The sequence below is a fragment of the Streptomyces sp. CB02923 genome (assembly GCF_001905005.1).
Classification (GTDB): Bacteria; Actinomycetota; Actinomycetes; order Streptomycetales; family Streptomycetaceae; genus Streptomyces.
This window is the reverse complement of record NZ_LWKZ01000011.1, coordinates 1-24,371: the sequence shown is the minus strand read 5'-3', so window position 1 is coordinate 24,371 and position 24,371 is coordinate 1. Positions and strand designations below refer to the sequence as shown.

The following is a 24,371-nucleotide window of genomic DNA, read 5'->3' as shown; positions in this document are numbered from 1 at the left end:
TCACAACCCAATACGCGCCCCAGTACGGTGCACATGCCGGGGTGTGGCGGCGTCTGGGCCGCGCGGCGTGGCAGACGCTGCCCGAGGCGCTTGATAACCCTGATGGCGACCGGCTCCATGCCGAGCAGCTGCGGCTTGCCGAAGAGCGGCGGGCAGCAGAGCGCGAGGCCGGGCGGCCGGTGTGCGGGCGGTGCGGTGCGAAGTTCACCGACGACCGCTGGCAGCAGACCTCGCCGTACAGCCGGCAGGCCGGGGCCGGGGACCGGGCGCCGTGCGGGTCCTGTCACCATCATGATCTCGACTGTGCGCAGGCAGAGCAGGCAGAGCAGGCAGAGCAGGCGGCAGCGGAGGCGGCGCGGACGCCGCGGACGTGGCCGCCCGCGCGGCGGAGGCCGAGGCCAGGAAGGCCACCCGGCGGTTCGGCCTGTGGCGCCGGTAACACCACCGCCTGGACACCCGCCGCGCAACCGGCCCGCCCTGGCCCACTCATCGCTGTGGCGGGGCGGGCCGCTGCCCTCACCGGCGCTCCTGACCGTACGCGTCCGCCGAGTCTCACCCTGCTGCTGCCCATCTGCCCGTCCGTAGGAGGCGGCACCCGGGCGGCCTCCACCCCGGCCCGTCGGAGTGGTACATGTCCGGGGCCCAGGCGGATCAGCCCCGGTAGCGGGCGCGGCCCACCGCGGCGGCCACGGTCAGCGGGACGGTGAGGATCGCAGCCGTCAGGAACATGCCCCGGTAGGCGTGGTCTTCCGCGGGGCCGGCGGCAAAGGCGCTGGCCAGGGCGCTGCCGACGTAGAGTGCCACACCGAACATCGCGACGCCGGTGGCGCGGGCCGCCGGCGACAGCGCGGTGGCCCAGGACTGGATCGTGGAGTGCATGAACGACCAGCCGCCACCGAGCAGCAGAGAGCACCCGATCAGCGCGGGCACCGACTGACTGGCCGCGGCGAGGCCGAACGCCACCGCTATCTGCACCCCGCCGAGCACGATCAGCCGCACCGGCGTCCAGCGCCCGACCAGCCGCTTGACCACCTGGGCCGCGGCCATCGAGCCCACGCCGTACAGCGCGGACACCGCGCCGGCCAGCGTCGCCGAGGCGCCCTGGGCCTCCAGTGCCGGCGCGATGTACGTCAAGAAGCCCAGCAGGGTGGCGCCTTCGAGCATCGCGACGGCCATGACGTACCACTGCCAGCGGGAACTCAATACGATCTTGAACGGGGCGAGCAGCGCACCCGATGCGGCCCGCGGCGGTTCGGGCAGCCGGCGCAGCGCGACGACCAGGTAGACGGCCACCAGGCCGGGCAGGGCGAACACCAGCCGCCAGCTGACGTAGTGCGCCAGCGCCCCGGCTACGACGGTGGCCACGGCGGTGCCCAGCGCGAAGGCGGTCATCAGCTCGCTGAGCGGGCGCTGGCGCACCGCGGCGGGCACTGTGTCCCCGACGTACGTGATGGACGCGGCGATGGACGCGGCGAAGAACGCGCCGGCCGCGACACGGGCCACGATCAGCATCGTCGCGCCGGGCGCGATCACCGAGCAGAGCGCGGCGAGGGCGGCCCCGATCAGCGAGATCCGCATGACGCGCACCCGGCCCAGCCGGTCGCTGGCCAGGCCCCAGACCGGCTGCATCAGACCGTAGGCGAGGAAGTAGCCGCTGGCGGCGAGCATCACCGTGGTCAGCGGGACACCGAGCTGGACGCCGATGAGCAGCAGCATCGGGGTGATGCAGAAACGGTCGAAGTTGCTGACGAAGCCGGCCGTACGCAGCAGGCGCAGGGACGCGGCGGGCAGCGGCGGGGCGGCGGGGCCGGTCTGACCGGTGGGGTCAGCGGATCTGCTGGGCCCGGTGGTAGCGGTCGGCGGGGGAGTGGCAGCGGTGTGCTGTGAGCCGGTGGTATCGGTGGTATCGGTGGTGTCCATGGGGCTCCTATGTCGTGCTTGCCGGCTCTTCCGAACCGGTGGTTCCAGCCCATCACCCCGGCCGGCCGGCGGGGCCCCGTAGCCGATTACCCTTGCTCACACCCTGGGGCGCGGCGCGCTGTCCCAGGACCGGATCGGTGGTTTCAGGAAGGAGTGGCACGTGAACGGGGGCGGACCCAGCGGTCCACGCCGCGAACTGGGCGCGTTCCTGCGGTCCCGCCGCGAGCGGCTGGCACCCGCCGATGTGGGGCTGCCGGGCTCACCGCGGCGCCGTACCCCGGGGCTGCGGCGCGAGGAGGCCGCCGAGCTGGCCGGAGTCAGCAGCTCCTGGTACGCGTGGCTGGAACAGGGCCGGGTGCGCACGTCGGAGCAGGTGCTGCGGTCCGTGGCGCGGGCGCTGCGGCTGAACGCGGACGAGACCGCGCACGTACTGTCGTTCGTGGAGCGCCCGGGCACCGCCGAGCAGCCGCCGGGGTGGGTGTCGCGGAACCTGCTGTCGCTGGTGGAGTCACTGACGCCGAATCCGGCCGTGGTGCTCGACCCGCACTGGGACCTGCTGGCCTGGAACCCGGGCTACACCGCACTGCTCACCGACCTGGCGCGGCTGACGCCCAAGCAGCGCAACCTGTTGTGGCTGGTGTTCCGCTGGCCACCGGCCCGTACGCTGCTGGCCAGTTGGGAGCCGGAGGCACGGAGCCTGCTCGGCCAGTTCCGCGCGAAGGCGGCCCGGCACCCGGAGGACCCCCGGTACGCCGAGATCACCGAGGAGCTGCTGGCCGACCCGGACGCGGCCCACTGGTACGGCCGCCGGGAGACCTCGGCGTTCCACCCCGCCGTACGGCGTTTCCGGCACCCGGTGGCCGGCGATCTGCAGCTGCGCTACGTCAAGCTCGCCGCCGTCGACGAACCCGGCCACCACCTGCTGGCCTACCTTCCCGACAACGACGCGACCAAAGAGGCACTGGGAACGCTCATCGGGTGAGCCGGAGCCGGTCCGCGCGGACCGGCGCCCGGAGGAACGGGAGAGCGAGGCGGGAAGCAGACAGCGGTGACGGCCCGACCGCGCTCGAAGCTGCTGTCGGGCCGCCACCTTCACCTCCACCCGCGCACCGCGCGACGGGTGGGAGCCGGCCACCGGCTCCCCCCTTCTCAGGAAGTCAGCACGGCTTCTCAGGAAGTCAGCACGGCCTTCATCACCGACCCGTCACCGACCGCCGTCAGCGCCTCGACGTGCTGCTCCAGCGGGAACGGCGTCACCAGGCTCGCCAGGTCGAACCGGCTGGTGAGGGCCGGCAGCAGCCGTACGTACTCGACGAGGTGGACGCCGGTGAAGGCCCAGGAACCGACGACGTCGAGCTGCCGGTGGACGATCTGGTGCGGATTGATCAGGGTGTCCCCGGCGTCCGTGTACTGGCCGATGATGAGGTAACTGCCACCCCGGCGGGCCAGGGTGAGGCCCTGCCCGACGGCGGCCGGCACCCCGGCGCACTCGATCACCAGGTCGGCGCCGTCCCCGCCGGCGGCGGCCCGGGCCTCGCGCAGGATCTCCGCGGTGTCGGCGGTGTCGGCGATGTTCAGGTGGACGTCACCGATGCTGGCCGCGGCGGCCCGGTCCAGCCGGCCGGCCGGACCGCCGATGACGACGACCTTGGCAGCCCCGGCCAGCTGCGCGAACGCGGCCGCCGCCAGCCCGACCGGCCCGCTGCCCTGCACCACCAAGGTCTCGCCCAGCCGCACCGGCCGCCTCTCGTACAGCGCGTGCGCCACGGTGGGCCCGGCGCAGGCCAGCGACATGGCGGCGAGCGGGTCGGTGCCGTCGGGCACCTTGACCACGGTGGTGCCGGGCTGCAGCACGATGTGGTCGGCCCAGGCCCCGGAGAGTTCCGGACCGTCGGTCATGGCACGGTTGACGCCGTAGGTTCGGCGCCGCTCGCACAGCGTCGGCTCGCGGTGCAGCCGGCAGGGCGGGCAGACGCCGCAGGCGATGGAGGAGGCCCACATCACCGTGTCACCGGCCGCGAGCGGCGTCCCGGTGGCGTCCTGGTGGGTGCCGGCGCCCAGCTCCCGTACGACCCCCAGCCCTTCGTGGCCGAGGACGAGCGGGAGCGGGATGTCCAGGTGGCCCTGCTGCAGATGCAGATCGGTGCCGCAGACACCGCCGTACCCGCAGGCGACGATCATGCCGCCGTCAGGGGCCGCGGGCAGCGGGAACTCCCGCAGCCGCAGCGGCTGGGCGAACTCCTCCAGAACGACGGCGCGTCCGGTGCGCTGTGTCATGCCATCACCGTGCCCAGGGCCTGGGAGAACGGGGTCGCCAGCGGGCGCAGCGGCTCGGTGTCGCGGCACACGACGTAGTCCGGGCGGGGCCGGCCCGTGGGCCGCGGCAGGTTGGCGGTGTCGTTGTACGTGGCGATCAGCAGCCGGCGGGCGAAGGGCGACATGTTGGGGGAGGAGCCGTGCACGATCTCCGGGGAGAACAGTACGACGGACCCGGCCGGGCCCTTGGGGCTGGTCATACCGCGCCGGTCGACGTGCTCGGCGAGCTGCTGCGGCGACAGGGAGATGTCGTCCGGGTCGAGGTGCTGCTCGGACTTGGCGGCGGCCGAGCGGCCCTCGTGGACCAGGCCGTTGCGGTGCGAGCCGGGCAGGAAGATGACCGGACCGTTGAACTCGGTGACGTCGTCGAGGAAGACACCGATGTTGACCTGGCGCGGAGCGGGCAGGTTGTCGGCGAGCCGCCAGGCGAGGAAGTCCTGGTGCCAGGCCCACTTCTCGCCGCCGAACGCCGGCTTGGCGTTGATCTTGAACTGGTAGATGTAGACGTCCTCGGTGAGCAGCTGCCGGACCGGCTCCAGGATGCGCGGGTCACGGATCAGACCGGCGTACTCGGGCTGCCGCTGGTGCGAGGAGTAGACCGCGCGCACCTCCGTGCCGCCGTCCTCGGTCACCACCTGCGGGCCGGGTACCTTCACGTCGCGTTCCAGCGCCGCGCGAAGCGTCTCCACCTCCTGGGGGTCGAGGAGGGATTCGAGCAGGAGGAAGCCCTGCTCGTGATACTGGTCGGCCTGTTGCTGGGTCAGTCGCATGTGCTTCTTCTCCTGAGAGGTGAGGAAATCCGTCGGGGCGGGCCGGGGCACGAGGGGACCGGTGGTGGGGGATCACCCCGTGAAGTGCCCGCCGTCGACGATGAGGTGCTGTCCGGTGACATAGCCGCTGCGCGCGGTGACCAGGAATTCGAGGGCGTCGGCCATGTCCTCGGCCGAGCCGAGCCGGCCGCCGGGGATGGCGTCCAGGACCGCGGCCAGCCGCTCCGGGTCGTCGAGGCGGTAGCGCTCGGTGACCTCTTCGGTGTCAGTGAATCCGGGCAGCAGGGCGTTCACCCTGATGTGCGGGGCGAGTTCAAGGGCCAGGCACTTGGTGAGCTGGAGCAGGCCCGCCTTGCTCGCGCAGTAGTTGGCGCCGTTCGCACGGGGCCGGATCGCCGTGGTGGAGGCGACATTGACGATGCTGCCGCCCCCGGCCTCCGTCATCGCGGGCGCCAGGGCCTGCGTGAGGTGGAAGGGGCCGGAGAGGTTGGTGGCCAGCACCGTGTCCCAGTCCTCGGCGGCCATCGACAGGAACGGCCGGTCGCGGTTCACCCCGGCGTTGTTGACCAGGACGGACGGGGCGCCGTACGCGTCGGTGATCCCGTCGCAGACCGACCGGATCTCCTCGGGCCGGGTGAGATCGCAGCGCAGCGTCTCGATCCGGCCGTCACCGGCCTTCGCGGTCTCCCGCGCGGCGAGGTCGTCACCCCGGTAGAGGGCGATCACCTGATGGCCGAGGGCGGCGAGCCGCAGGCTCAGCGCCCTCCCGATGCCGCGGGTGCCGCCGCTCACCACGGAGATCGTCATGACAACTCCCTGAAATGTGCTGGGCGGGCGGTCAGTTGGCGACGAGGTCGCCGCGCTTGAGCCCCGAGCCCTCGGGGACCTCGGCCGGGTCGCCGCCCACGCCCGCGATGGTGTTGTGTTCGTCGACGAAGACGACGTTCGGGACGAAGGAGGCGGCCTCGGCGTCCGTCATGGCGGCGTAGGCGATGAGGATGACGAGGTCGCCGGGGCTGATGAGCCGGGCCGCGGCGCCGTTGATGCCGATGACGCCGGAGCCGGCCGGGCCCTCGATGACGTACGTGGACAGCCGGGCGCCGTTGTCGATGTCGACGATGTCGACCTTCTCGCCGGCCATCAGATCGGCGGCCTTCATCAGGTCGCTGTCGACCGTCACCGAGCCGACGTAGTGCAGGTCGGCCTGGGTGACGCTGGCGCGGTGGATCTTCGACTTCATCAGAGTGCGGTACATGCGGAATCCTCACATTCGGTGGGGTGGGTGGTGGTGCGGCGCGGCCCCGGGCGGGGCCGGCGCGGCGCGGCCCAGTCAGGCCGGCCAGGTGGCGTACCGGCGCATGCCGTACAGCAGCGGCGCCTCTTCGGTGGCCGGCGCGTGGGTCCGGGTGGCCAGCACCTCGCCGATCACCATCGTGTGGTCACCGGCGGGGATGAGCCGGGTGACGCGGCACTCGGCGGTGGTGTGCGCGTCCTGGGTCAGCATCGGCAGACCGGTGGCGGGCGCGGGCTGCCAGGGGACGGAGCTGAACCGTTCGGCGGCGGGCCCGGCGAACGCCTCGGCCGCGCGCCGCCCGGCGCCGTGCAGAAGGTTGACGGTGAAGGCCCCGCGGGCGGCGAGGACCGGCAGGGTGCTCCCGTTGTTGCCCGCGCACACCAGCAGCTGCGGCGGATCCAGGGAGACCGAGCACAGGGCGGAGCAGGTGAAGCCGTACGGCGTGCCCTGCACATCGGCGGTGGTGATGACGGCGACGCCGCTGGGGTGGGAGCCCATCAGGGCCCGGAAGGCGTCGCGGGTCACCGTGGGCGCGTTCTGGACGGGCGTCACCATGCGAACGCCTGGGCGTTGTAGAGGTTGACGCCGACCGCGGCCTTGCCCAGGTACTCCAGGCACTCCATCGGCTTGGCGGGCATCACGTGAGCGAACTGGGCCTCACGGATCAGCCGCTCCAACGGGTGACTGCGGCTGACGGCGGCCGAGCCGCACAGCCGCAGCGCGTCCTGGGCGAGCTGCGGGCCGACCTCGCCGACGACGTACTTGGCGGCGTGCACCATGGCGTTGGCCTCCAGACTGCCGCGCTGCGCGGTGACCAGGTCACCGGCCTCGTGCACCAGGGCACGGGCGGCCCGCAGCCGGGCGGACATCCGGCCCAGCTCCTGCTGCACGACGGGCGAGTCCGCGCGGGCGGGGGAGGCGGTGACATGCTCGACCGTGTGCCGGAAGAGGGCTTCGGCGATGCCGAGGTAGGCGCCGGTGTAGCCGGCGACCATCCAGTGCGGTTCGCGTACGACCTTGAACAGGGACATGCCCTCGACGCCGAGGTAGAGACGGGAGCGGGGCACCATGACCTCGTCCAGTGTCATCGGGGCGGTGCTGGTGCCGTACATCGCCGACATGTGCTGCACGGTCTCGAAGCTCACGCCGGGATCGTCGGCGGCGACGACGAAGTGCGAGACCTCGCCGGTGTCCTCGTCGCCGGTCTCGGCGGCCGCCGCGACGACGTAGTAATCGGCGGCGCCCGCCAAGGAGACGAAGGACTTCTTGCCGCTCAGGATGTAGTGCGTGCCGTCCTCGGAGAGCCGGTAACGGGTGCGCATGCCCCGGAGCTTGGCACCGCGGCCGGCTTCGGAGGTGGCGGAGGCGAACAGCTTGCGGCCGTTGACGACCTCGTCCAGCATCCAGGCGCGGAACGCCTCGGCCGCCGGGGGCAGCCGGGTGCCGGCGGCATCGGCGAGCGCGCCGATGACGACGTGGTGCATGTTGAAACCGAGGGCGGCGGCGCCGTGGTGCGAGCCGAGTTCGGCCAGCACCCGCCAGTAGTCACCGAAGCCCAGGCCGGCGCCGCCCGCCTCCTGGGGGACGAGCAGGGCGAGCAGGCCGGACTCGCGCAGGATGCGGTAGGCCTCGTGGCCGGTGTCGCGTCCGGTGTCGGTGCCGGCGGCGAGCGGGGCGATCCGTTCGCCCGTCTCCGCGGCGAGTTTGAGGAGGTCGTCGAGGGGGGTCAGCAACGCCATCGAAATCCTTCAGATCGGTGTGCGGCCGGTCGGGTCACGGCCGGTCAGTTCTCGACAGGCAAGCCGAGTTGCCGTGCGACACCCACCCGCAGCAGGTCGTTCGGACCGGCATAGGTGAGGGCCGCCATGGGGCCGGCCAGGTCGGCGGCGAGGTCGAAGCCGGGGAGGAAGGCCCGGACGCCGGACAGCGCGGTGGCGTGCTCGGTCATCCGTACGTAGTCCTCGGACACGGAGATCTTGGTCAGCGCCGCCTCGGCGGCCAGCTGCCGGGCGGGCGTCCCGGCGTCGAGCCGGGCGGCCATCGCGTAGAGCTGGACGCGGGACCGGTGCAGCGCCAGGGCCATGTCGCTGACCCGGCTCGCGACCTGGTGACTCGCTCCCATCCGGCGGCCGAAGTGGTCGCGGTCCCTGGCCCAGTCGACGGTACGGTCCAGAAGGCGCTGCATCGGGCCGAGGGCGTACCCGAGGATGACGGAACGTTCCCAGGCGGTGGTGGAAGCCATCACCGCCAGCCCGGACCCCTCTTCGCCGAGCAGCGCGCTCTCCGGCAGCCGGGCGTCCTCGAAGAGGAGTTCGCCCATCGGCACGGTGGGCAGCGCGGTCTTGGTGAACGTCTCGCCGCGGCGGACCCCCGGCAGGTCGAGCGGGAAGAGGAAAGCGGACAGCGCGAACGGCGAGCGTCCCTCGGAGGTACGGGCGAAGACGATCGCCCGGTCGGCCACGGGTGCGGCGGTGATGAACGTCTTGGCGCCGTCGAGCACGAAGCCGTCCCCGTCGCGCCGGGCGCGGGTCCGCATGGAGAACGGGTCACTACCGCCGCCGCGTTCGGTCAGCGCGTGGCACAGCAGCTCCCGGCCCTGCTGGGCGTCGGCGACCGCGCGCCAGACGTCCGCGCCGAGGGAGTCCCGCAGCGGGAACTGCATGCCGAAAACCTGCGAGGCCAGCGCGTAACACAGCCCGGGGTCGATGCCGGCCAGCCCGATGCCCTCGATCATGGCGAGCGACCGGGTGACCGGGCCGGGCGCCGTGGCGTCCGGCGAGGCGAGCCGGAGCACCCCGAGGTCGGCCATGGCCCGCCACTGGGTGGTGAAGTCCGCGTCCGCGATCCGCTCGACCACCGGTGCGGCCAGGTCACGGTAGGTGTCGACGAGCTGCTCGGTCTCCGGTGCGCCGGTGCGCAGCGTCGCGGTGGCCACCGCGCTCATTTGCGGCCCTCGCCGGAGAGTTCCTCGATGGCGGCCCACAGGGCCTTCGGCGTACGGAAGTTGGCGGCGACGATCTCGGTGTCGGGCAGGGTGATACCGGCCTCCTTGTGCAGCGCCGCGACGATCTCCATGATCGCCAGTGAGTCGACCAGGCCCATTTCGAGCAGCGGGGTGTCCGCGTCCAGGGAGCCGGCGTCCTCGCCGCGGCCCCAGCTGATGCGGCTGCCGATCAGGGTGCACAGTTCTTCGACGCTGTTCATACGGTGATCTCCTCGGGGAGTACGGGACCGGCGGTGTCATCGGCGGCGGCGCTCAGCGCACGGCGGTCGACCTTGCCGCTGGTGGTGGTGGGCAGGTTGGTGAGCGAAACGATCCGGTCGGGCAGCATCCGCTTGGGCAGCACGTCGCGCAGCGCGGCCAGGACCTCTCGTTCGGTGGCGTCGGTCTGGGCGTAGGCCCAGATCTGGCCGGAGTACGGGCCGTCCTTGGCGACGACCGCGGCGGTGGCCACCTGCGGCAGCTCCAGGACGGCGTTCTCCACGTCCATCAGGTCGATACGGTGACCCCGCCTCTTGGCCTGATGGTCACGCCGCCCGCGCAGGAAGACCCGGCCGTCGGACGTGATCCGGCCGAGGTCGCCGCTGGCGTAGGCGCGGCGGGCCACACCGTCGCGGAAGGTGACGGTGACGGTGGGGTCCTCGGGCGCGTCGCCGCGCAGATAGCCCTGGAAGACGACGGGGCCGGCGATGTGGATCTCGCCCTCGCCGTCGGTGGGCCGGCCGTCCTCGTCGAGTACGTCGATGTGGACGCCGCCGATGCCGCGACCGATGGGCAGCTCCTGGTCGGCGGTCCAGTCGGCCGGCACCCGGTAGTACGTGCAGGCGTTCGTCTCGGTGGGGCCGTACAGGTTGTAGAAGGGCACCCCGTCCAGCAGCCGCAGATAGCGCTCCAGCAGTTCGGGGGCGAACGCCTCGCCGCCGAAGGCCGCGATGCGCAGGGAGGGCGGCGGGGCGTCGGCGATGCCGCCCTGCTGGAGCATGTTGTGGTAAAGGGAGGGCACCGCCATGAAGGCGGTGATGCGCTGCTCGGTCAGCCATCCGACGACATCGCGCGGGAAGGCCCGCAGCACGTCCGGCATCAGGACCGTGCAGGCCCCCGCGGCGGCGGCGCTGAACAGGTCGAAGGTGGTCAGGTCGAAGGTGAGGGCGGCCTGCGAGCCGATCCGGTCCTCCGGAGTGAGGCCGAACTCACCAGCGGCCCAGAGGGCGTAGCGCGCGACGTTCTCGTGCGAGAGCAGAACGCCCTTGGGCCAGCCGGTACTGCCCGAGGTGAAGAGGATGTAGCCGCCGGAGTCGGTGGGCGCGGGCAGCGGCTCGGGCCGCTCCTCGGGAGCCAGGACCCGCAGCCGGTGCAGGCCGTGCTCCAGGGGGGCTTCGTCCGCCGGCGCACCGGAGCGGGCGCGGGTGGCGGCGCGCTGGGCCCCGGCCAGGGCGCGGTCGGTGGTCAGCAGCAGGGACAGCCCCGCGTTATGGATCATGCGGGCCGTACGTTCCGGCGGGTCGGCCACGTCGAGAGGCGCGACCACCGCACCGGCCCGCAGCGCCGCGTACAGAGCGATGACGGTGGCGGGAGTCTTGGGGGCGTAGACACCGACCCGGTCGCCCGGCGCGACGCCGTCGGCGGTCAGCCTGGCCGCCAACGCGTCGACAGCGCTGTCGAGTTGTGCGTACATCCAGCTCTCGCCGCCCCCTTCCAGGGCGGTACGGCCCGGGTGGACCCGGGCGGAGCGGGCCAGCAGGGCGTCCAGGCGTACGGGTGTCCGGGCGGTCATCGGGCAGCCTCCACGGGCAGGCTCTTCTCGGTGTGCTCGGCGAGGAAGCCGCAGACGGTCTCGGTGACGAGCTCCGGGCAGACCAGGTGCGGGTAGTGGTCGCAGCCTTCGGGTACCAGGCGCTGGAACGGGCCGCTGACCGCGCGCTCGACGGCGTCGACCTGTCCCATCGAGCCGTACTCGTCCGCGTCGCCCTGGATCATCAGCACCGGCGCGGTGACGTCGAGGTCGTTCTCGATGGACCAGCTGCGGAAGGCGGGGGAGAGCCAGACCCCGCTCCAGCGGTCGAAGACGCTTCGGGGGTCGTCGTGCACCATGGCCATCTTCTTGGCGAGCGGGCCGGCCTCGTAGGAGGCGCGGGAGTTCTCGATACCGAGGCGGTTCTCCTCCTCGAAGTACATGTGCGGGCCCATCCCGACGACCGCTTCGACGGGGTGCGCCGAGGCGTACAGCAGGGCCATGGAGGCGCCGTCGCTGTGGCCGACCAGGACGGGGCGGTGCATGCCGAGCGCGTCCAGCAGTTCGGGCAGTACGTGCTGGGCGTGCTCGTGCATGTAGCGGGGGGTGCGGGGCTCCGGGTCAGGGCCGCTGCCGCCGTTGCCGTGGCGGGAGTACACCAGCGCGCGGCGCCCGGTCGCGGCGGCCAGCCGCGCGGGAAAGCGTCCCCAGGCGGCGAGGCAGCCGAGCCCGCCGTGCAGGAAGACCAGGGGCGCCAGGCCGGGGTCACCGTCGATGACGACATGTTCAAGAGGACCGTTGCGCAGCTCGATTACCGGCACAGCAAAACCCTTCTCAGTGGTACGACAGAAAACGGGCATTTTGGAGAGCCCGGTCGGCATTGACCCGCGACGACCCGCTCTGACGCGGGCGGAACACAGGACGGGCCGGAAAGGCGGCGACAAAAGTTGAGAAAGCAACTACGAGCGGGCGGCAGTCACCGGCGGGATGGTGTTGCGGCACCGGCGCGCGACGACGCATCGCACCGCATCACGGCGAATCGCCCAGCCGCCGTACCGCACCTTGAACCATCAATGGGTGACGGTCGGCAACTTATTTACGAAAACTTCTCGAAGGCCGCGAAGAAAGGGCGTTCGGGTGCGGGTGCCCGGCAGATGGTCCGCTCGGCCACGAAATTCTTTGCTTCTTCTTTGGGCAATTTTTGCGCTACGCCGATTGACGGCGCACGCCAGTGTTCCCGCACGTTAACCCCCGTTAAGTACATGGCTGCCCGCCGAGGCTACCGGCCTGCGCCCGGGCTTCCCGGGGCGTGCCGTCCGCTCGGCGACACCAAGAAGACTAGGCGCTTTGCCGAGAGTGGAGAAATGCCATTGCTGCGTCACTTATACACTTGGCGAATGAGCATCGACCTGCGTCATTTGCGGTGTTTTCTGGCCGTAGCCGAAGAAAGAGGGTTTACCGCCGCCAGTCATCGTCTGCATCTCACCCAGCCGACCCTGACCCGCAACATCCGGGCCCTTGAGGAGTCCCTGGGGGTACGGCTTTTCGAACGCAGCACACGCAGAACGGAGCTGACCGACAAAGGGAGGACCTTGCAGGAGACCGTCGCCCCGCTGCTGCGCCAGCTCGACTCGGTGCTGCAGGAATTACAGAATGGGGAGAAACTGCGCATCGGGTTCAACTGGGGTCTACCCGAGGGTTTCTCGCGACTCGCCGCCCGGTTCACGGAGGAGACCGGGGTCGAAGTCGCATTCGTCCGCTGCGACACCCCCCATGCCGGACTCGACACCGGCCAGACACATCTGGGCTTGCTGCGCAGCACGCCGCTGCCGAAAGGGCTGCGCAGCGTCCTCCTCTACGAGGAGCCCCGTATCGCGGCCGTCCCCGCGAGCTGGCAGCTGGCCGAACGCACCGCACTCGACTGGGCTGAGCTCGCCGACCTGCCGCTGATCATCAACACCGTCAGCGGCACCACCTTCCCCGACATGTGGCCCGCCGGCCGCCGGCCGGTGGTCGGCGACGAGTGCCGCAACTTCGACGAGTGGCTGGAGCAGGTGGCCGTCGGCCTCGGCGTCGGCACGGCACCGGTCTCCGCCGCCCGCCGCTACACCCACCCCTCCGTCCGCCTCGTCCCACTGACCGGCGCACCCACCGTCCCCGCCTACCTGGCCCATCCCTCGCACGGCGCCCACCCGCAGGCCGCACGCTTCGCCGACCAGGCCTGGCGGGCGGCCGACGAACTGCAGATGTGAGGGCGAAGCCGACTGACGGGTGTGCGGAAATGCCGACAACTTATGTACAGAAGGGGTAGTCCTTCGGCTGGAAGTTCTTCAGGGGGCGATCCGGGGAGTCAAGGAGCTGGGGTGCCGATCGGGCAGAAGGGTGGTGGCGGTCGGTCGGCGGGTGTAGCCGGCTGGTGGCAGGTGAGTTGAAGTCGGCTTGTCGGCTCTGTCGGGGTCTGGTTCCGGGGGGCTGTTCCGTTGTGCGTCCGCATGTCCTGGCCGTGGTGGTCGGATGCAGGTCCGGGAAGACCGGGTGCAGCGTGCTGTGAACGGCTCTCCGCAGGGCGGCGGTGGCGCTAGCGTGGCAGTGGGCCGGACGGTGGCGAGCCGGCCGGCCTGTCGACCGGTGATCGGAGGAAGTCGTGAGCGCACAGCCGGCAGAGCCGCCGCCGGGGCCACAGCGGCCCCGGAGCGCGGCCGAGATCCGACGAGCCCTGCCCGCCGCGATGCGCGAGCAGTTCGACCAGGCGCTCAAGGACGCGGCGTTGCGTGAGCGGGCGCACGTGCTGGGCCTGTGGCGGGGGATCGCGATCGAGGCGGCCGACGGCCGCGGTGACGAGCAGGTGCGGCAGGCCGCGGCCGGGACGCTTCAGGCGTACACGCTGCAGGAATGGGAGCGGCGGAACGGCACCGCCGGGTGAGCGCGTACCGGATCACCTTCAGCGCGCAGGCCCGCGCCGACCTCCTGGCCCTCGGCGAGCTGCTCGCGCAGGAGGTGCTGGTCGGCATCACCGCGGAGCTCGGCACCGATCCGCACGGCGGTACCTCGATCGAGCGGCCGCTGGGCGGGGGACCGTGGGACCGGGTCGCGTTCGTCGCCGGCTGGGCGACGGTGCGCTATCTCGTCTCCGAAGGGCCCGGCATCGACCCTCCGGTGATCACGGTGATCCGCGTCATCCCCTGAACCGTCGGCTTCGGCCGGGCCGGCGGTGCCCGTTCAGCCGGCCGTGCCTGCACGGCCTCTCACTGCCCAGAGCTCGTGGTGCGGGGCCGGGGCTTGCCGCCGGTGGGAGAGTCGACGCCCCGGCAGCGGGGGGGGCCTGATGCCTGCACGTACCAAGGTCGGCAGTGCCAGGCTCCAGCGGTACGAGGAGCTGGTGGCCGGGGACCGGCAGCTCGTGCTGGACGAGACGAAGATCCGGTTCAAAGTGGGGGACGACGCTTTGGAGATCGAGCCGATGCGTCGCCTATACGGGGCTGCGGACGTAGCGGCCGGCGATGTCCACGAAAGCATCATGCGCGGCCACCGCGGTCAAGCGTGCCGAGGTCAGTCCGTCCCTGCTGGACCACGCACCGTGCATCTGGTAGGTCAGCGCGATCATGCGGTCTGCGGCGGCGCGCACGCCCTGATCCTCGATGAGGACGCGCAGCGCGGTCAGCGGGTGGGCGACCAGGGCGCGAGTGTCATGTCCCGTGGTGCGCAGTTCATCGATCCGCTCGTCGCTGGCGCGCTGGAGGACGGCGTCCCCCCGCTTCCAGATCGCCGTGCGGTGGGTGCTGACCGCACAAGCCAGCTCCGTGACCGCCCTGAGCTGTTCGCGGCGGAGGGTCGCATCGTGGGTGGCGCGCACCGCGCGCTCCGCGGCGCGCTCCTGGAATCGGCCGCTGACGACTGAACCCAGCAGGGTGGCGACGATCGCTACGGCGGCAGTGATGAGTGTCGTTAACACCGATGCAGGTCCTCCTCAGCAGAAACTCGGCCGGAACACGGCGCCTGCGGCTGTGAAGGGAACTCCGGTCCGCCCGGTACCGGTATGCTCCGCCCCCCGGCCCGTCCCGCAAAGGCGCACAGACGCGGCGCGCGGAGCACCCGAGAACTCTTCGCATGACCGCTGACGGGCCACTGCGCGCGGAGGGCCCCGTGCGTACGAGGTTCTCCCTCGTGGCGCGCGCGAGAAGTCAACAGAGGTTCGAAGACGGGTTCTTACTGAGGGTTTGGTCCTGTCTCACCGCTTCTTGTTGAGGTTTGGGCGGTGCGTTGGGTCGAGGCGAGAGGGACCGGTGAGCCGGTCGGTGGGAGGCGTGACAGCACAGGCGTGTTTCCTTCCGGCACCTCCTGTCTCCTCCCCGGACGGGGCGGTCGGTGGTCCTGCGCCCCTCGCCAAGCCGACCGCCGCGCGGTACATGCACGAGATGACCCCGCGCGACGGGTACCCCAGCGACCTGTCCGACGACCGCTGGGCACTGATCGAACCCGTGCTCACCGCCTGGCAGGCCCGGCGCCGCCGAGGCGCCCTGGGCTTCGGCCGCCCGCCCGAGCACGACCTGCGCCGCCTCATGGACGCCATCCTCTACGTCGACCGCACCGGCGTCCCCTGGCGCTACCTGCCCCGCGACTTCCCGCGCCACCAGAGCGTCTACGGCTGCTTCGCCCAGTGGCAACGGGACGGCGTCTTCGCCCGGCTCACCGGCCTGCTGCGGCGCCTGGTCCGCGAGGCCGAGGGCCGCGGCGCCGAGCCGTCCGCGTGCGTGCTGGACTCCCAGACCGTCCAGACCTCCGCCGACGTCCACCGCTCCGGCCAGGGCACCGACGCCGGCAAGCGGATCATCGGCCGCAAGCGCCACCTCGGCTGCGACACCCTGGGCCTGCTGCTGACCGTCCTGGTCACCGCCGCCGGCGTGTCCGACACCGCGGCCGGCGCCACCCTGCTGTCCCGCATCGCCGCGGCCCACCCGCGCGTGACCAAGGCCTGGGTGGACGCCGGCTACGGCACCAGCGCCATCGACCACGGCGCCCGGCTCGGCATCGACGTCCAGCCCGTCGCCCGCCCGCCGGGCCGCTGCGGCTTCGTGATCATTCCGCGGCGCTGGACCATCGAGCGCAGCATCGGCTGGCTCGTGCACCACCGCAGACTCGTCCGCGACTACGAAACCCATCCGTACCGCAGCGAAGCCCTGATCCAGCTCGCGATGACCGACCTCATGGCCCGCCGCCTCACCGGCGAAACCACCCCCAACTGGCGCGGAACCTGACCCCCGGAACCAGACACCCACCACAGGACCAAACGCTCAGGAAGCGTCAGCGACCGGGACAAGGTCTGCTCCTACTGCGTCCCGGGCCCGTGCGGAGGCTCTGCGGATGCTGGGGCGTGTGCGTATGGCGGCGGTCCGGCAGGTGGCTCAGGTCGTCACGGCGGAGGATTCGGACGGCTGGTTCCTGCGTACGCAGGGCGATGCAGCCGTTGAAGACCCAGGTTGGCGGAGACGAACGGTAAGCACGGGCCGGGACCCGATCTGGAACCTGACCCCGGCAGGGATGGAGGCTCTGGCTGAAGGCAACGAACTGCCGCCGCGCCCGAGGGCCGGTACCGGGGCCAGGGGGATCAGGGCCGGTTCGGGTCGCACGGTATCGCGGTGACCGAGACGGTCCTCGCCTACGGCGGCCGCCACCATCTGACCGGCTGGCCGGGGCAGTGGACACCCTGGTGAGCACCCAGGCGGTCGGTTCGACAAGGCCGGCGCCGCGTCCTTGCCGTCCGGAACGAGATCAGCGCACATTCGGACACCCTGCCGAACGAGGTCGCCGGACGCGGCACCCGGGCTCAGCTCTTTGAGGTGAATTCCTCGCCCAGGCGGATGTCTTTGTGCAGCACGTCCAGCAACGCGTTGAGGGCGTTCGTTTCAAAGGAACTCAGAGTCCCGATGCCCTTGATCGCGGTGACGCCGCTGGTCCCCAGCTCCACCGGTTGTGCGAAGAACCGAGCGTGGGAGCCGCCGCCTTCGACGTACGCGCATTCCACCACGCCGGCCTCACCCTTCAGCGCGCGCACCAGGGACATCGTGAAGCGGGCTGCGGCATGCGCCACGGACAAGGTCGCCGACCCGCCACCTGCCTTGGCCTCGGCCACCTCCGTACCCGCGTTCTGGACCCTACGGGTCAGGTCGCTGACCTCCGGGTCATCGAACGTCACGTTCAAGATCTGTGAGAGCAGCGGGAGAACGGTGATGCGGGAGTGGCCGCCGATCACAGGCACAGAGACGTCCTCCGGCCGAAGGTTTTTGATCTCGGCGACGAACGTGGTGGCACGCTCGACGTCCACGGTGGTGACGCCGAACAGCTTGTTCTTGTCGTAGACACCGGCGTTGTCCAAGACGGCGGCGGCGATCGGCACGGTGGCGTTCACCGGGCTTGTGACGATCCCGACCAAGGCCGTCGGAGAATGTGTCGCGACCTGCCCGACGAGGCTCGCGACGATCCCCGCGTTCACGTGAAAGATGTCGGAGCGGTCCATGCCCGGCTTGCGTGAGACGCCCGCGCAGATCATCACCACATCCGCGCCCTGCAGGGCAGGGGCGGCGTCCTCCCCCGAGAATCCCTTGACCTTGACCGCGGTGGGTATGTGACTGAGGTCGACAGCAATGCCCGGGGTGACGGGGGCGATGTCATAGAGCGCAAGCTCCGAACCCGCAGGGAGCCGGGTCGTGAGCAGGAGAGCGAGGGGCTGGCCGATACCGCCGGCCGCACCAAGAACTGCAATCTTCAACTTGCGCTCCTCATCTCGATTACCGCTGGCTCGGCAGTCGTGACGCGCAGTGACAGTTCGTCAAGTTAGCAGCTGTTCACGGACTGCGGTACCGCGCGACCACCGAGCGCCCTCGGTGGCCCGCACCGGCTGCTGGACCACGGTCGAACGCGTCGCCCTGACCTACGAGCAGGTCCTCGCCTACGGCCTGCCCGCCGCCGAGGGCAAACAAGGTGACCCGCGCTGGCCGGCCTTCGCCCGCCGCCACGGCCTCGACCCCGCCCGCCCTGTGCAGTGGGAAGTCGAAGCCCTGGCCCCGGAAGAACTTCAGCGCCTGGTCCTGGCAGCCGTCGAACCACACATCGACCGCACCGTCCTGGCCCACCAGATTGCGTACGAAGACGAACAACGCGCCGCCCTGCAACGCTGCGCCCGAAGCTGGCCAGAGGGCCGGGCGGAGGATATTGCGGCAGCCGAGCCCACGGTGACTTCGCCGGTGGTGCACGATCCCGCCGCGGTGGAGCGGTACTGGACGGCGCGGCGGATGCTCGATGCCGAGCCCGCGCCGATGCCGGACTTCGACGAGGAAGAGGAAGACGGCCCGGGGTAAACGAGCCGGGCTGGTGTCGTCACTGGCCCGGACCCGCCCACGGGTGTCTCGTTCATCTTGCCCCATCCGATCGCAGCCCATCGAGGGCCAGGGTTACACCGCCCTCGATCCGCCGCCGGAGAAGCGCACCCGCTGGCGCGTGGGCGTGACGCGGGACGGGCGGCGCTTGGCTCTTGGCTCAGGGGGGCGGAGGTGGCCGCCACGTGCGCGATCTGCCGCCCGGAGGCGGTGTTGCGGACGCTGCCTCGGCTTGTGCAGGGCTCGTTCTGACAGCCGGGAAGGACGGCTGCGAGGGTAGGCAGGCCATCCCGGGATGTCACCGGCGTCCGGCCGCTGCTGCCCGGCCCCGGGCCCCGGCTTGTCCTTCCCGAGGTGGTGAGCAGGTGCGCCGGTTCTGTCCGTGGCCCTTCCACCAGAGTTTTTCCGGTCTCTGAAGCTTGTTGCCCCCTATGCCCATGATGTTCGTTATGGGGTGATGATTTCTAGTCCTGCTGGATTGACATAACCGCATGGATCGAGCCGACTGCCATGCGAGCGCGTCGCATCGTTTCAGCCATCATTGTTTGACTCCTCGGTGTGCCTCCCAAGGTCATGTCTGTCTGTGCAGATCGCGTGGGCGCGTGTGGGCGCAACGGGGCGACTCACGAGTGACGGAACAAGCCAAGTCGCCATCGGTGTGGACAGGTAGTTTCAGGCGCCATTCTGTTAATGCAGCGTAATGCGGCCATGTAATCGATCGACGTGGACTCTCGAAAGTCTATGTAGTGCACATCGAACAATTATGGAGGTGCTGCAAACGGGCAGATGTCCCTTCCTGTGTGCTATCTGGAAGGCAGGCATGGCGATTATCGCGCGCGCTGCGTGGCGTCAACTAACTCACGATGATATCCTCGCGCTCATCGAATGAACGGTGCTGGCCGTCCGCATACCGGGATCCGTATCGGGCAAGGTGGTCCAATACGCCAGCGAGAACTTGCTGGACCATCCGGACAAGGGAGGTCTCAGCCAGGACACCTCGTTCCAGCGGATAGGCTTCGCCTATTCCGAGATCAGCGACGAGGCCTCGCGTGAGCGTTATCACACCGAAGCCCGTGACAACATCCAGCGAATGCGAGAACTGTTCGCGCCGTACGCCTCGCCCAGTGGCGTCTTTCGACTCCTCATCGAAGAGACCTGGAAACCCGGAGCGAGCTTACTGAGCTTAGGCGGGCGAAAGGCGTTCATCGGTATCTGCCGCCACCAGCACAAGGGGGTGGATCTCAACCCTCATACCGATGCTCTGGAACGCAATCTCCCCGCAGTGGATTCCCGCCAACTGGCCGCACGGCTCTCCGCCAACATCTACGTCAACATCCCGCAGACGGGCGGCGAGCTCGAACTATGGGGCACCGAACCGGGCGAGGAGACGTACAACAAGCTCAAGGGCGAACGTGCCTGGGGGCTGGAACGCGACCAGCTGGGCCCACCGAAAGAGGTGATCAAGCCGGCCCCCGGTGACCTGCTGCTGCTCAACCCCCGCCAGATTCACGCCGTGCGGCCGCCCAGCGACGAACCCTGCATCACCCTGGGGCACTTCCTGGGCTACTACGGCAGTGATCGACCGCTGGCCCTGTGGAGCTGAAGCAGCCATGAGCGAATACATCATCGACGGCCGCACCAAGGCGAACTTCGAGGAAGCGGCCAAGAAACTCAGACTCGCCGACACCAAAGCCATCCTGCTGGTGAGCGTCGGCCAGCGCTATCACGAGGGCGACAAACTCCGGGCCACTGTGGAGCTCCTGAACCGCAGCGAATTCAAGCAGGTGACCATAGCGGTCGCTGACACCTTGCAGCGGTCCAACCTTCATGGCCTGTCGCCCGAAGAGGCATACACTCGCTCCCTGCGGGAGGGGGGCGACTGGCTGGAGCGCAACGCCAAAATGCTTGGCCGACTCAGCGTACCCAACGAGGTGCTGCGATGGGACGAAGCGCTGACCGACCCCGACTATGCGGGATTCAGGCAGCGCATAGAGCACGCCTACGAAAACAATCCGCTATACCGGCAGGCGGTGAACGCCACCATCGGAAAGTTCATCAACCGGTTCACGCCGCGCAACCCCGAAGCGGACACCGAGAAGGCGTTCAGGGGGTGCCTGGAATACCTCATCGAAGAGTGCCCCATTATCATGCCGATGTGGGCGCATCAAGGTTATGACTACGTCATCTACCCACAGATGATGACAGCCGCCATGGCCGAAACTCAGCGGCTGTTCGTCGCCGAGGAATACCCAGGAAAGGGCGGCTGGTTGTCCCTGCGGTTTAAGAAGCGGGCTGCCGCTGCCGAGCAAGCCGCCTAAAAGCTTCACATCATCACTATCCGGTACAGAGGACGCGACACTGTGACGTCATCGACCACCGCCCCGAAGACAGCGACGAAGGCCCCACCGGACCGAAAGTGGTGGGCTTTCGCCGGGGTGGGCCTGATCAGCTTCCTCGGCTGCATCGACCTGACCATCGTTAACACAGCCGCTCCGCAGATCCAGGCCGACCTCGGTGCGACCGTCACCGACCTGCAGCTCATCGTCAACATGTTCATCGTCGCCCTGTCCATGTTCATGGTGACCATGGGACGGCTCGCCGATTCCTACGGCCGACGTCGTGTCCTCTATACCGGCACCGTGATCTTCGGACTCGCCTCTCTCGGCGCGGGCTTCGCCGACACCACGGGGTGGCTCATCGCCTTCCGCTTCCTGCAGGGAGCGGCCGGGGCGATCCTGTACACGTCCACCGGAGCCATCGTCCAGAACGCGTTCCCCGAGTCCCAGCGTGGCCGGGCGATCGGTGCTCTCTACGGGGTCAACGGCGTCGGCCTCGCCATCGGGCCAATGCTCGGAGGGGTCATCGTGTCCGCCGCCGGCTGGCACTGGGTGTTCTGGCTCAACGTCCCCCTGGTCGTCCTCGCGCTGGCACTGTGTTCCTTCAGCGTCCGCGAATCCCGGAACGAAGAGAGCATCACCGGCGTGGACTGGCCCGGCCTCATCCTGATCAGTCTCGGGATCCCCGCCCTGGTGCTCGCCTTCACCCTCGGCGGCACCTGGGGCTGGTCGAGCCCGAGCACTTTGGGCCTCCTGGGATTCGCACTCCTCGCACTCCTCGCCTTCTACGCCGTGGAGAAGCGCGCCGCCGACCCCATCATCAGCTTCGGCCTCTTCAAACACCGTGCGTTCCTCGCCGCGATCGTGTCGGACTTCGCCTTAGCGTGCTTCTACACCACCGTCCTCTTCCTGTTGCCCCTCTACCTCGACGAGGTGCGCGGGTACAGCGGCTACGCCACCGGTGCGATGCTCCTGCCATGCACTGCGGTGATGGCGGTACTCTCTCCGTTCGTGGGCCGACTGACCGACCGCTTTGGACCCAGGAAGCTGCTGGTCACCGGGTTCACCGTGTTCACGATCTCGGCACTGCTGTTCACTCGGCTCAGCGCGGATGCCCCGCTCACCCTCATCGTGGCGGCCTTGGTCGCAATGGGCGTGGCCTGGGGCTGTGTACTGGGTCCCGCCACCGTCTCCGCCCTCTCCTCGGTCCCGGAGCGACAGGCCGGGCTCGCCATGGGCTCTTCCTGGACCTTCCACAACCTCGGCGGAGCCATCGGCCTGGCTGTGGGCATCGTCATCTACCGCACACAGGCCAACGCCAGTCTCACCGATGCTCTTTCGGACAAGACCAGCGCCGTCGGCTCCTGGACCCGGGACGCGGTGGCTGACCCTGAACGGGCCGTCACGCTGCTCAAGGAGCACACCTCCCTCAACGGGGGTGAAATCACCGATGTGTTCAACCGAATGTTCACCCACGGTACCCAGTCGGCGATGTGGATGGTGGTCGGCACTTCTCTGGCTGCCCTAATCATCCTCGGCCTGCTGACCCTCACTGAGCGGCGCAAGAAGGCCTGACAGTACACGGGGCGGCCTTCGAGAAGAGGAGGCCGCCCCTGCTGTCGGCCACGCCCGGTGCATCGTTCAGGGCGTGGCCGACCGGTCCTGCCCCGCCCGCCGAGCCGCCCATGCGCGGGCAGTGACCCGGGCTGCGGCCGCCCGCAGGTCAGCTGGCTATGGTCTTCGGGACATCCGGCAGCACCCGGTGGAACTCGGCAGCCAGCAGGTCCAGCAGCATCCCGGACCCCTGCGGTATCCCGGACCCGGCCCTCAGCGGCAGCCGGCGAAAGACGGAAGACCGGGTCAAGAATTCAGTGCGTCTCAGGTCCCGCCTTCTGGGCGCTGTGCGTGGTGCATCGCCCAGAGGCCGGTGATTTCTTCCTGGGGGCAGCCGAGTTGTTCGGCCTGTCTGATGGCGGCCGGCACCTCGTCCCGTAGTCCCGCGTCCGCCAGCATGTGCGCCAGTGCGACGGCCGCCCACGGGTCTCGGGCCGCTATTCCGGAACGCAGCTCGACCCGCGCTTCCAGCGGCCGCCCCAGGTCCTGGAGGAGGTTGGCCAGGTTGAGGTGGGCGTTGACCTCGCCGTGCCGGATCGCCTCTCGGTACTGGGTTTCCGCCTCGTCAAAGCGTCCTTCGTCCTTGAGCCAGTTGGCGAAGTGGAAGTAGGCCTCGTCGTCTTTTTCCACGGCCTCGCGGAACATTCCCTCGGCGCTCAGCTCGGGGTGGCGATCGCCGAATCTCACCAGATAGTGGGCGCAGACGAGCGGGGCTTCCTCCTGGTCGTGCTCCATGGCTTCCCGCACATGCTTCCAGGCGTTCTCGCCGTCTCCCAGCTCGATCTCCACTTGCGCCAGGAAGGGCAGAATGCCGGTGTTGCCGGCCGCCAGGCTCTTGCGCAGCCAGGGCAACGCCTCGGCGTACCGCTCCTCGTCCTGGTAGACCTTGCCCAGGTTGCCGTACGCCAGCGTGTCACCGGACCGGACGGCTTGGAGCAGCACGCGTTCGGCGTCCTCGCTCCGGTCGTCGAACACCGACAGGAAGGTTCCGTAGTCGTTCAACGCACCGTCAAGGCCCTCTTCGACGGCGATGCGGTACCAGCTTTCCGCTTCCCGCTCGTACTCCTCGTCGCCGCTGACTCCGAGAATGTCGGCGAGGGCGAGGGCTACTTCCTTTCCTCCGGCGGCGGCGCAGGCACGCAGAACCTCGACCGCCTCCTCTTCCCTGTGGTCGTCCACGAGCATGTCGACCAGTTGCAGAGCGGCCTTGCCGTCACCGTTCACGGCGGCTTTTCGCAGTCGGTTTCTTGCCACGTCACCCATTCCTTACCGGGCCGTACGCCCCTGCCCGCCCGGCAGGAGGGCCGGGCGGGCAGGGATCTCCATCGTGTCAGTCTTCGGTGCGCCCGGCGGGCTTGTTCATTTCCTGCCGAGTCGCGCCTGGGGAAGTGCTTCTGTCACCGGTATCCGAATCGCCCCATCCGGTAGGAGCGATTGGCGTTCCACGACTTCCAGCCGGGCTGGGACTGCTTCTTCCACCCGCCGTGCCGTCCGGCGTTCTGATGCTTGTCCTTCTTGCTCTTGCTCTTGCCCGTGCGGTGTTCTTTCCTGTTCCTCTGGTTGAGCTTCTTCGTCTTCTTGCCGTTGCGCAGCAGCCACTTGACGCCGACGATCGCCCCTCGGGCGAGGATGCCCCAGAATCGTCCGTCGAGATCCCACTTGTTGACGGGGTCGCCCACCGCGTATTCGTAGGCGTTCGCGCTGCCACCGTATACGGGGTCGCTGGAGAGGAAGCGGCCGGTGGCCGGGTCGTACAGCCGGACGCCCATGAGGGTGAGACCGGTGAGCGTCTCGCCGGAACGCTGCTTGGCGCCCAGCCAGTCGTAGCGGGTGGCGGCCTGCCCGGCACGCGGGTTGCCGTACTCGTCGTGGTCGAGCACGGTGGGCGCCGTGCCGTCCAGCGGCAGCTGGAGGGTGACGTCGCCGTGGATGTTCGTCAGCTGCAGCACCGTCCCACCGGACTTGCCGGTGACGGCGGCGAGGCCGCCGGAGGCGGGCTGGGCGGTGGCGAGTGC

25 protein-coding genes are annotated in these 24,371 nt (G+C 69.8%); 9 read left to right on the top strand and 16 right to left on the bottom strand.

Annotated features, from left to right (window positions below; translation table 11 throughout):
- Positions 1-651 precede the first annotated feature (651 nt).
- Positions 652-1,920, bottom strand: a complete 1,269-nt coding sequence (locus A6A06_RS11535) for an MFS transporter (protein WP_079193958.1) — start codon at positions 1,918-1,920, stop codon at positions 652-654.
- Positions 1,921-2,080: 160 nt separating this feature from the next.
- Between A6A06_RS11535 and A6A06_RS11530 the strand changes: the two genes are divergently transcribed.
- Complete coding sequence (locus A6A06_RS11530; RefSeq protein WP_073761135.1) at positions 2,081-2,902, top strand: helix-turn-helix domain-containing protein; 822 nt, start codon at positions 2,081-2,083, stop codon at positions 2,900-2,902.
- A gap of 188 nt (positions 2,903-3,090) precedes the next feature.
- Here A6A06_RS11530 and A6A06_RS11525 read toward each other — a convergent pair whose 3' ends face one another.
- The 10 genes from A6A06_RS11525 to A6A06_RS11480 form a co-directional block, all read right to left on the bottom strand.
- Positions 3,091-4,197, bottom strand: a complete 1,107-nt coding sequence (locus A6A06_RS11525) for a zinc-binding dehydrogenase (protein WP_073761134.1) — start codon at positions 4,195-4,197, stop codon at positions 3,091-3,093.
- Entirely contained in the window at positions 4,194-5,006 is an 813-nt protein-coding gene (locus A6A06_RS11520) for a phytanoyl-CoA dioxygenase family protein (RefSeq protein WP_073761133.1), read from the bottom strand. The genes A6A06_RS11525 and A6A06_RS11520 overlap by 4 nt, the downstream gene beginning before the upstream one ends.
- A 72-nt stretch (positions 5,007-5,078) precedes the next feature.
- Positions 5,079-5,813, bottom strand: coding sequence for an SDR family NAD(P)-dependent oxidoreductase (locus tag A6A06_RS11515; protein WP_073761132.1), 735 nt, complete (start codon positions 5,811-5,813; stop codon positions 5,079-5,081).
- Positions 5,814-5,844: 31 nt separating this feature from the next.
- Complete coding sequence (gene panD / locus A6A06_RS11510; protein ID WP_073761131.1) at positions 5,845-6,261, bottom strand: aspartate 1-decarboxylase; 417 nt, start codon at positions 6,259-6,261, stop codon at positions 5,845-5,847.
- Positions 6,262-6,336: 75 nt separating this feature from the next.
- Positions 6,337-6,855: a flavin reductase family protein gene (locus tag A6A06_RS11505; protein WP_073761130.1), complete on the bottom strand. Its 519-nt coding sequence runs from the start codon at positions 6,853-6,855 to the stop codon at positions 6,337-6,339.
- Positions 6,849-8,039, bottom strand: coding sequence for an acyl-CoA dehydrogenase family protein (locus A6A06_RS11500; protein WP_073761129.1), 1,191 nt, complete (start codon positions 8,037-8,039; stop codon positions 6,849-6,851). The genes A6A06_RS11505 and A6A06_RS11500 overlap by 7 nt, the downstream gene beginning before the upstream one ends.
- Positions 8,040-8,083: 44 nt before the next feature.
- Positions 8,084-9,244, bottom strand: a complete 1,161-nt coding sequence (locus A6A06_RS11495; protein WP_073761128.1) for an acyl-CoA dehydrogenase family protein — start codon at positions 9,242-9,244, stop codon at positions 8,084-8,086.
- The gene (locus tag A6A06_RS11490; protein WP_073761127.1) at positions 9,241-9,504 is read right to left on the bottom strand and encodes an acyl carrier protein; all 264 of its coding nucleotides are present in this window, start codon (positions 9,502-9,504) and stop codon (positions 9,241-9,243) included. Before A6A06_RS11490 ends, A6A06_RS11495 begins: the two co-directional genes overlap by 4 nt.
- Positions 9,501-11,075: an amino acid adenylation domain-containing protein gene (locus tag A6A06_RS11485; RefSeq protein ID WP_073761126.1), complete on the bottom strand. Its 1,575-nt coding sequence runs from the start codon at positions 11,073-11,075 to the stop codon at positions 9,501-9,503. The genes A6A06_RS11490 and A6A06_RS11485 overlap by 4 nt, the downstream gene beginning before the upstream one ends.
- Positions 11,072-11,854, bottom strand: coding sequence for an alpha/beta fold hydrolase (locus tag A6A06_RS11480; protein WP_073761125.1), 783 nt, complete (start codon positions 11,852-11,854; stop codon positions 11,072-11,074). The genes A6A06_RS11485 and A6A06_RS11480 overlap by 4 nt, the downstream gene beginning before the upstream one ends.
- A gap of 576 nt (positions 11,855-12,430) precedes the next feature.
- Here A6A06_RS11480 and A6A06_RS11475 point away from each other — a divergent pair.
- The 3 genes from A6A06_RS11475 to A6A06_RS11465 all read left to right on the top strand — a co-directional run bounded on the left by A6A06_RS11475 (position 12,431) and on the right by A6A06_RS11465 (position 14,219).
- Positions 12,431-13,285, top strand: coding sequence for a LysR family transcriptional regulator (locus A6A06_RS11475; RefSeq protein ID WP_073761124.1), 855 nt, complete (start codon positions 12,431-12,433; stop codon positions 13,283-13,285).
- A 392-nt stretch (positions 13,286-13,677) separates the two neighbouring features.
- Positions 13,678-13,956 (top strand): hypothetical protein, encoded by a 279-nt coding sequence (locus A6A06_RS11470; protein WP_199930827.1) that lies wholly within the window; start codon positions 13,678-13,680, stop codon positions 13,954-13,956.
- Entirely contained in the window at positions 13,926-14,219 is a 294-nt protein-coding gene (locus A6A06_RS11465) for a hypothetical protein (RefSeq protein ID WP_199930826.1), read from the top strand. The genes A6A06_RS11470 and A6A06_RS11465 overlap by 31 nt, the downstream gene beginning before the upstream one ends.
- A gap of 283 nt (positions 14,220-14,502) precedes the next feature.
- On the opposite strand, the gene A6A06_RS11460 is transcribed toward A6A06_RS11465, so the two are convergent.
- The gene (locus A6A06_RS11460) at positions 14,503-14,985 is read right to left on the bottom strand and encodes a hypothetical protein (protein ID WP_073761121.1); all 483 of its coding nucleotides are present in this window, start codon (positions 14,983-14,985) and stop codon (positions 14,503-14,505) included.
- Between the two features lie 463 nt (positions 14,986-15,448).
- On the opposite strand from A6A06_RS11460, the gene A6A06_RS11455 reads away from it, so the two are divergent.
- A complete protein-coding gene (locus A6A06_RS11455; RefSeq protein ID WP_073761157.1) occupies positions 15,449-16,288 on the top strand; it encodes an IS5 family transposase in 840 nt (279 codons plus the stop codon).
- Between the two features lie 569 nt (positions 16,289-16,857).
- On the opposite strand, the gene mdh is transcribed toward A6A06_RS11455, so the two are convergent.
- On the bottom strand, positions 16,858-17,799 hold the full coding sequence (mdh, locus tag A6A06_RS11450; protein ID WP_073761120.1) for a malate dehydrogenase: 942 nt from the start codon (positions 17,797-17,799) through the stop codon (positions 16,858-16,860).
- A gap of 115 nt (positions 17,800-17,914) precedes the next feature.
- Between mdh and A6A06_RS11445 the strand changes: the two genes are divergently transcribed.
- From A6A06_RS11445 to A6A06_RS11430, 4 genes are all read left to right on the top strand, one after another.
- Complete coding sequence (locus A6A06_RS11445; protein ID WP_073761119.1) at positions 17,915-18,388, top strand: hypothetical protein; 474 nt, start codon at positions 17,915-17,917, stop codon at positions 18,386-18,388.
- Positions 18,389-19,298: 910 nt separating this feature from the next.
- Positions 19,299-20,009, top strand: a complete 711-nt coding sequence (locus A6A06_RS11440) for a 2OG-Fe(II) oxygenase (protein ID WP_199930825.1) — start codon at positions 19,299-19,301, stop codon at positions 20,007-20,009.
- A gap of 7 nt (positions 20,010-20,016) precedes the next feature.
- Positions 20,017-20,724 carry a tRNA-dependent cyclodipeptide synthase gene (locus tag A6A06_RS11435; protein WP_079193955.1) on the top strand — a complete coding sequence of 236 codons (708 nt, stop codon included), beginning with the start codon at positions 20,017-20,019 and terminating at the stop codon, positions 20,722-20,724.
- A gap of 42 nt (positions 20,725-20,766) precedes the next feature.
- Positions 20,767-22,317, top strand: coding sequence for an MFS transporter (locus tag A6A06_RS11430; protein ID WP_242440690.1), 1,551 nt, complete (start codon positions 20,767-20,769; stop codon positions 22,315-22,317).
- Positions 22,318-22,465: 148 nt separating this feature from the next.
- On the opposite strand, the gene A6A06_RS41580 is transcribed toward A6A06_RS11430, so the two are convergent.
- From A6A06_RS41580 to A6A06_RS40805, 3 genes are all read right to left on the bottom strand, one after another.
- The gene (locus tag A6A06_RS41580) at positions 22,466-22,606 is read right to left on the bottom strand and encodes a hypothetical protein (RefSeq protein ID WP_199930824.1); all 141 of its coding nucleotides are present in this window, start codon (positions 22,604-22,606) and stop codon (positions 22,466-22,468) included.
- A 14-nt stretch (positions 22,607-22,620) separates the two neighbouring features.
- Positions 22,621-23,610, bottom strand: a complete 990-nt coding sequence (locus A6A06_RS11425; protein WP_199930823.1) for a tetratricopeptide repeat protein — start codon at positions 23,608-23,610, stop codon at positions 22,621-22,623.
- A gap of 143 nt (positions 23,611-23,753) precedes the next feature.
- Positions 23,754-24,371: RHS repeat-associated core domain-containing protein (locus A6A06_RS40805; RefSeq protein WP_199930822.1), on the bottom strand; the 618-nt coding region annotated here is incomplete at its 5' end.

Excerpts from the sequence above, each read along its gene's own strand:
- A6A06_RS11535 (WP_079193958.1), bottom strand. The coding sequence starts at position 1,920 with ATGGACACCACCGATACCACCGATACCACCGGCTCACAGCACACCGCT.
- A6A06_RS11525 (WP_073761134.1), bottom strand. The coding sequence starts at position 4,197 with ATGACACAGCGCACCGGACGCGCCGTCGTTCTGGAGGAGTTCGCCCAG.
- A6A06_RS11520 (WP_073761133.1), bottom strand. The coding sequence starts at position 5,006 with ATGCGACTGACCCAGCAACAGGCCGACCAGTATCACGAGCAGGGCTTC.
- A6A06_RS11515 (WP_073761132.1), bottom strand. The coding sequence starts at position 5,813 with ATGACGATCTCCGTGGTGAGCGGCGGCACCCGCGGCATCGGGAGGGCG.
- panD (WP_073761131.1), bottom strand. The coding sequence starts at position 6,261 with ATGTACCGCACTCTGATGAAGTCGAAGATCCACCGCGCCAGCGTCACC.
- A6A06_RS11505 (WP_073761130.1), bottom strand. The coding sequence starts at position 6,855 with ATGGTGACGCCCGTCCAGAACGCGCCCACGGTGACCCGCGACGCCTTC.
- A6A06_RS11500 (WP_073761129.1), bottom strand. The coding sequence starts at position 8,039 with ATGGCGTTGCTGACCCCCCTCGACGACCTCCTCAAACTCGCCGCGGAG.
- A6A06_RS11495 (WP_073761128.1), bottom strand. The coding sequence starts at position 9,244 with ATGAGCGCGGTGGCCACCGCGACGCTGCGCACCGGCGCACCGGAGACC.
- A6A06_RS11490 (WP_073761127.1), bottom strand. The coding sequence starts at position 9,504 with ATGAACAGCGTCGAAGAACTGTGCACCCTGATCGGCAGCCGCATCAGC.
- A6A06_RS11485 (WP_073761126.1), bottom strand. The coding sequence starts at position 11,075 with ATGACCGCCCGGACACCCGTACGCCTGGACGCCCTGCTGGCCCGCTCC.
- A6A06_RS11475 (WP_073761124.1), top strand. The coding sequence starts at position 12,431 with ATGAGCATCGACCTGCGTCATTTGCGGTGTTTTCTGGCCGTAGCCGAA.
- A6A06_RS11465 (WP_199930826.1), top strand. The coding sequence starts at position 13,926 with ATGGGAGCGGCGGAACGGCACCGCCGGGTGAGCGCGTACCGGATCACC.
- A6A06_RS11455 (WP_073761157.1), top strand. The coding sequence starts at position 15,449 with ATGACCCCGCGCGACGGGTACCCCAGCGACCTGTCCGACGACCGCTGG.
- A6A06_RS11435 (WP_079193955.1), top strand. The coding sequence starts at position 20,017 with ATGAGCGAATACATCATCGACGGCCGCACCAAGGCGAACTTCGAGGAA.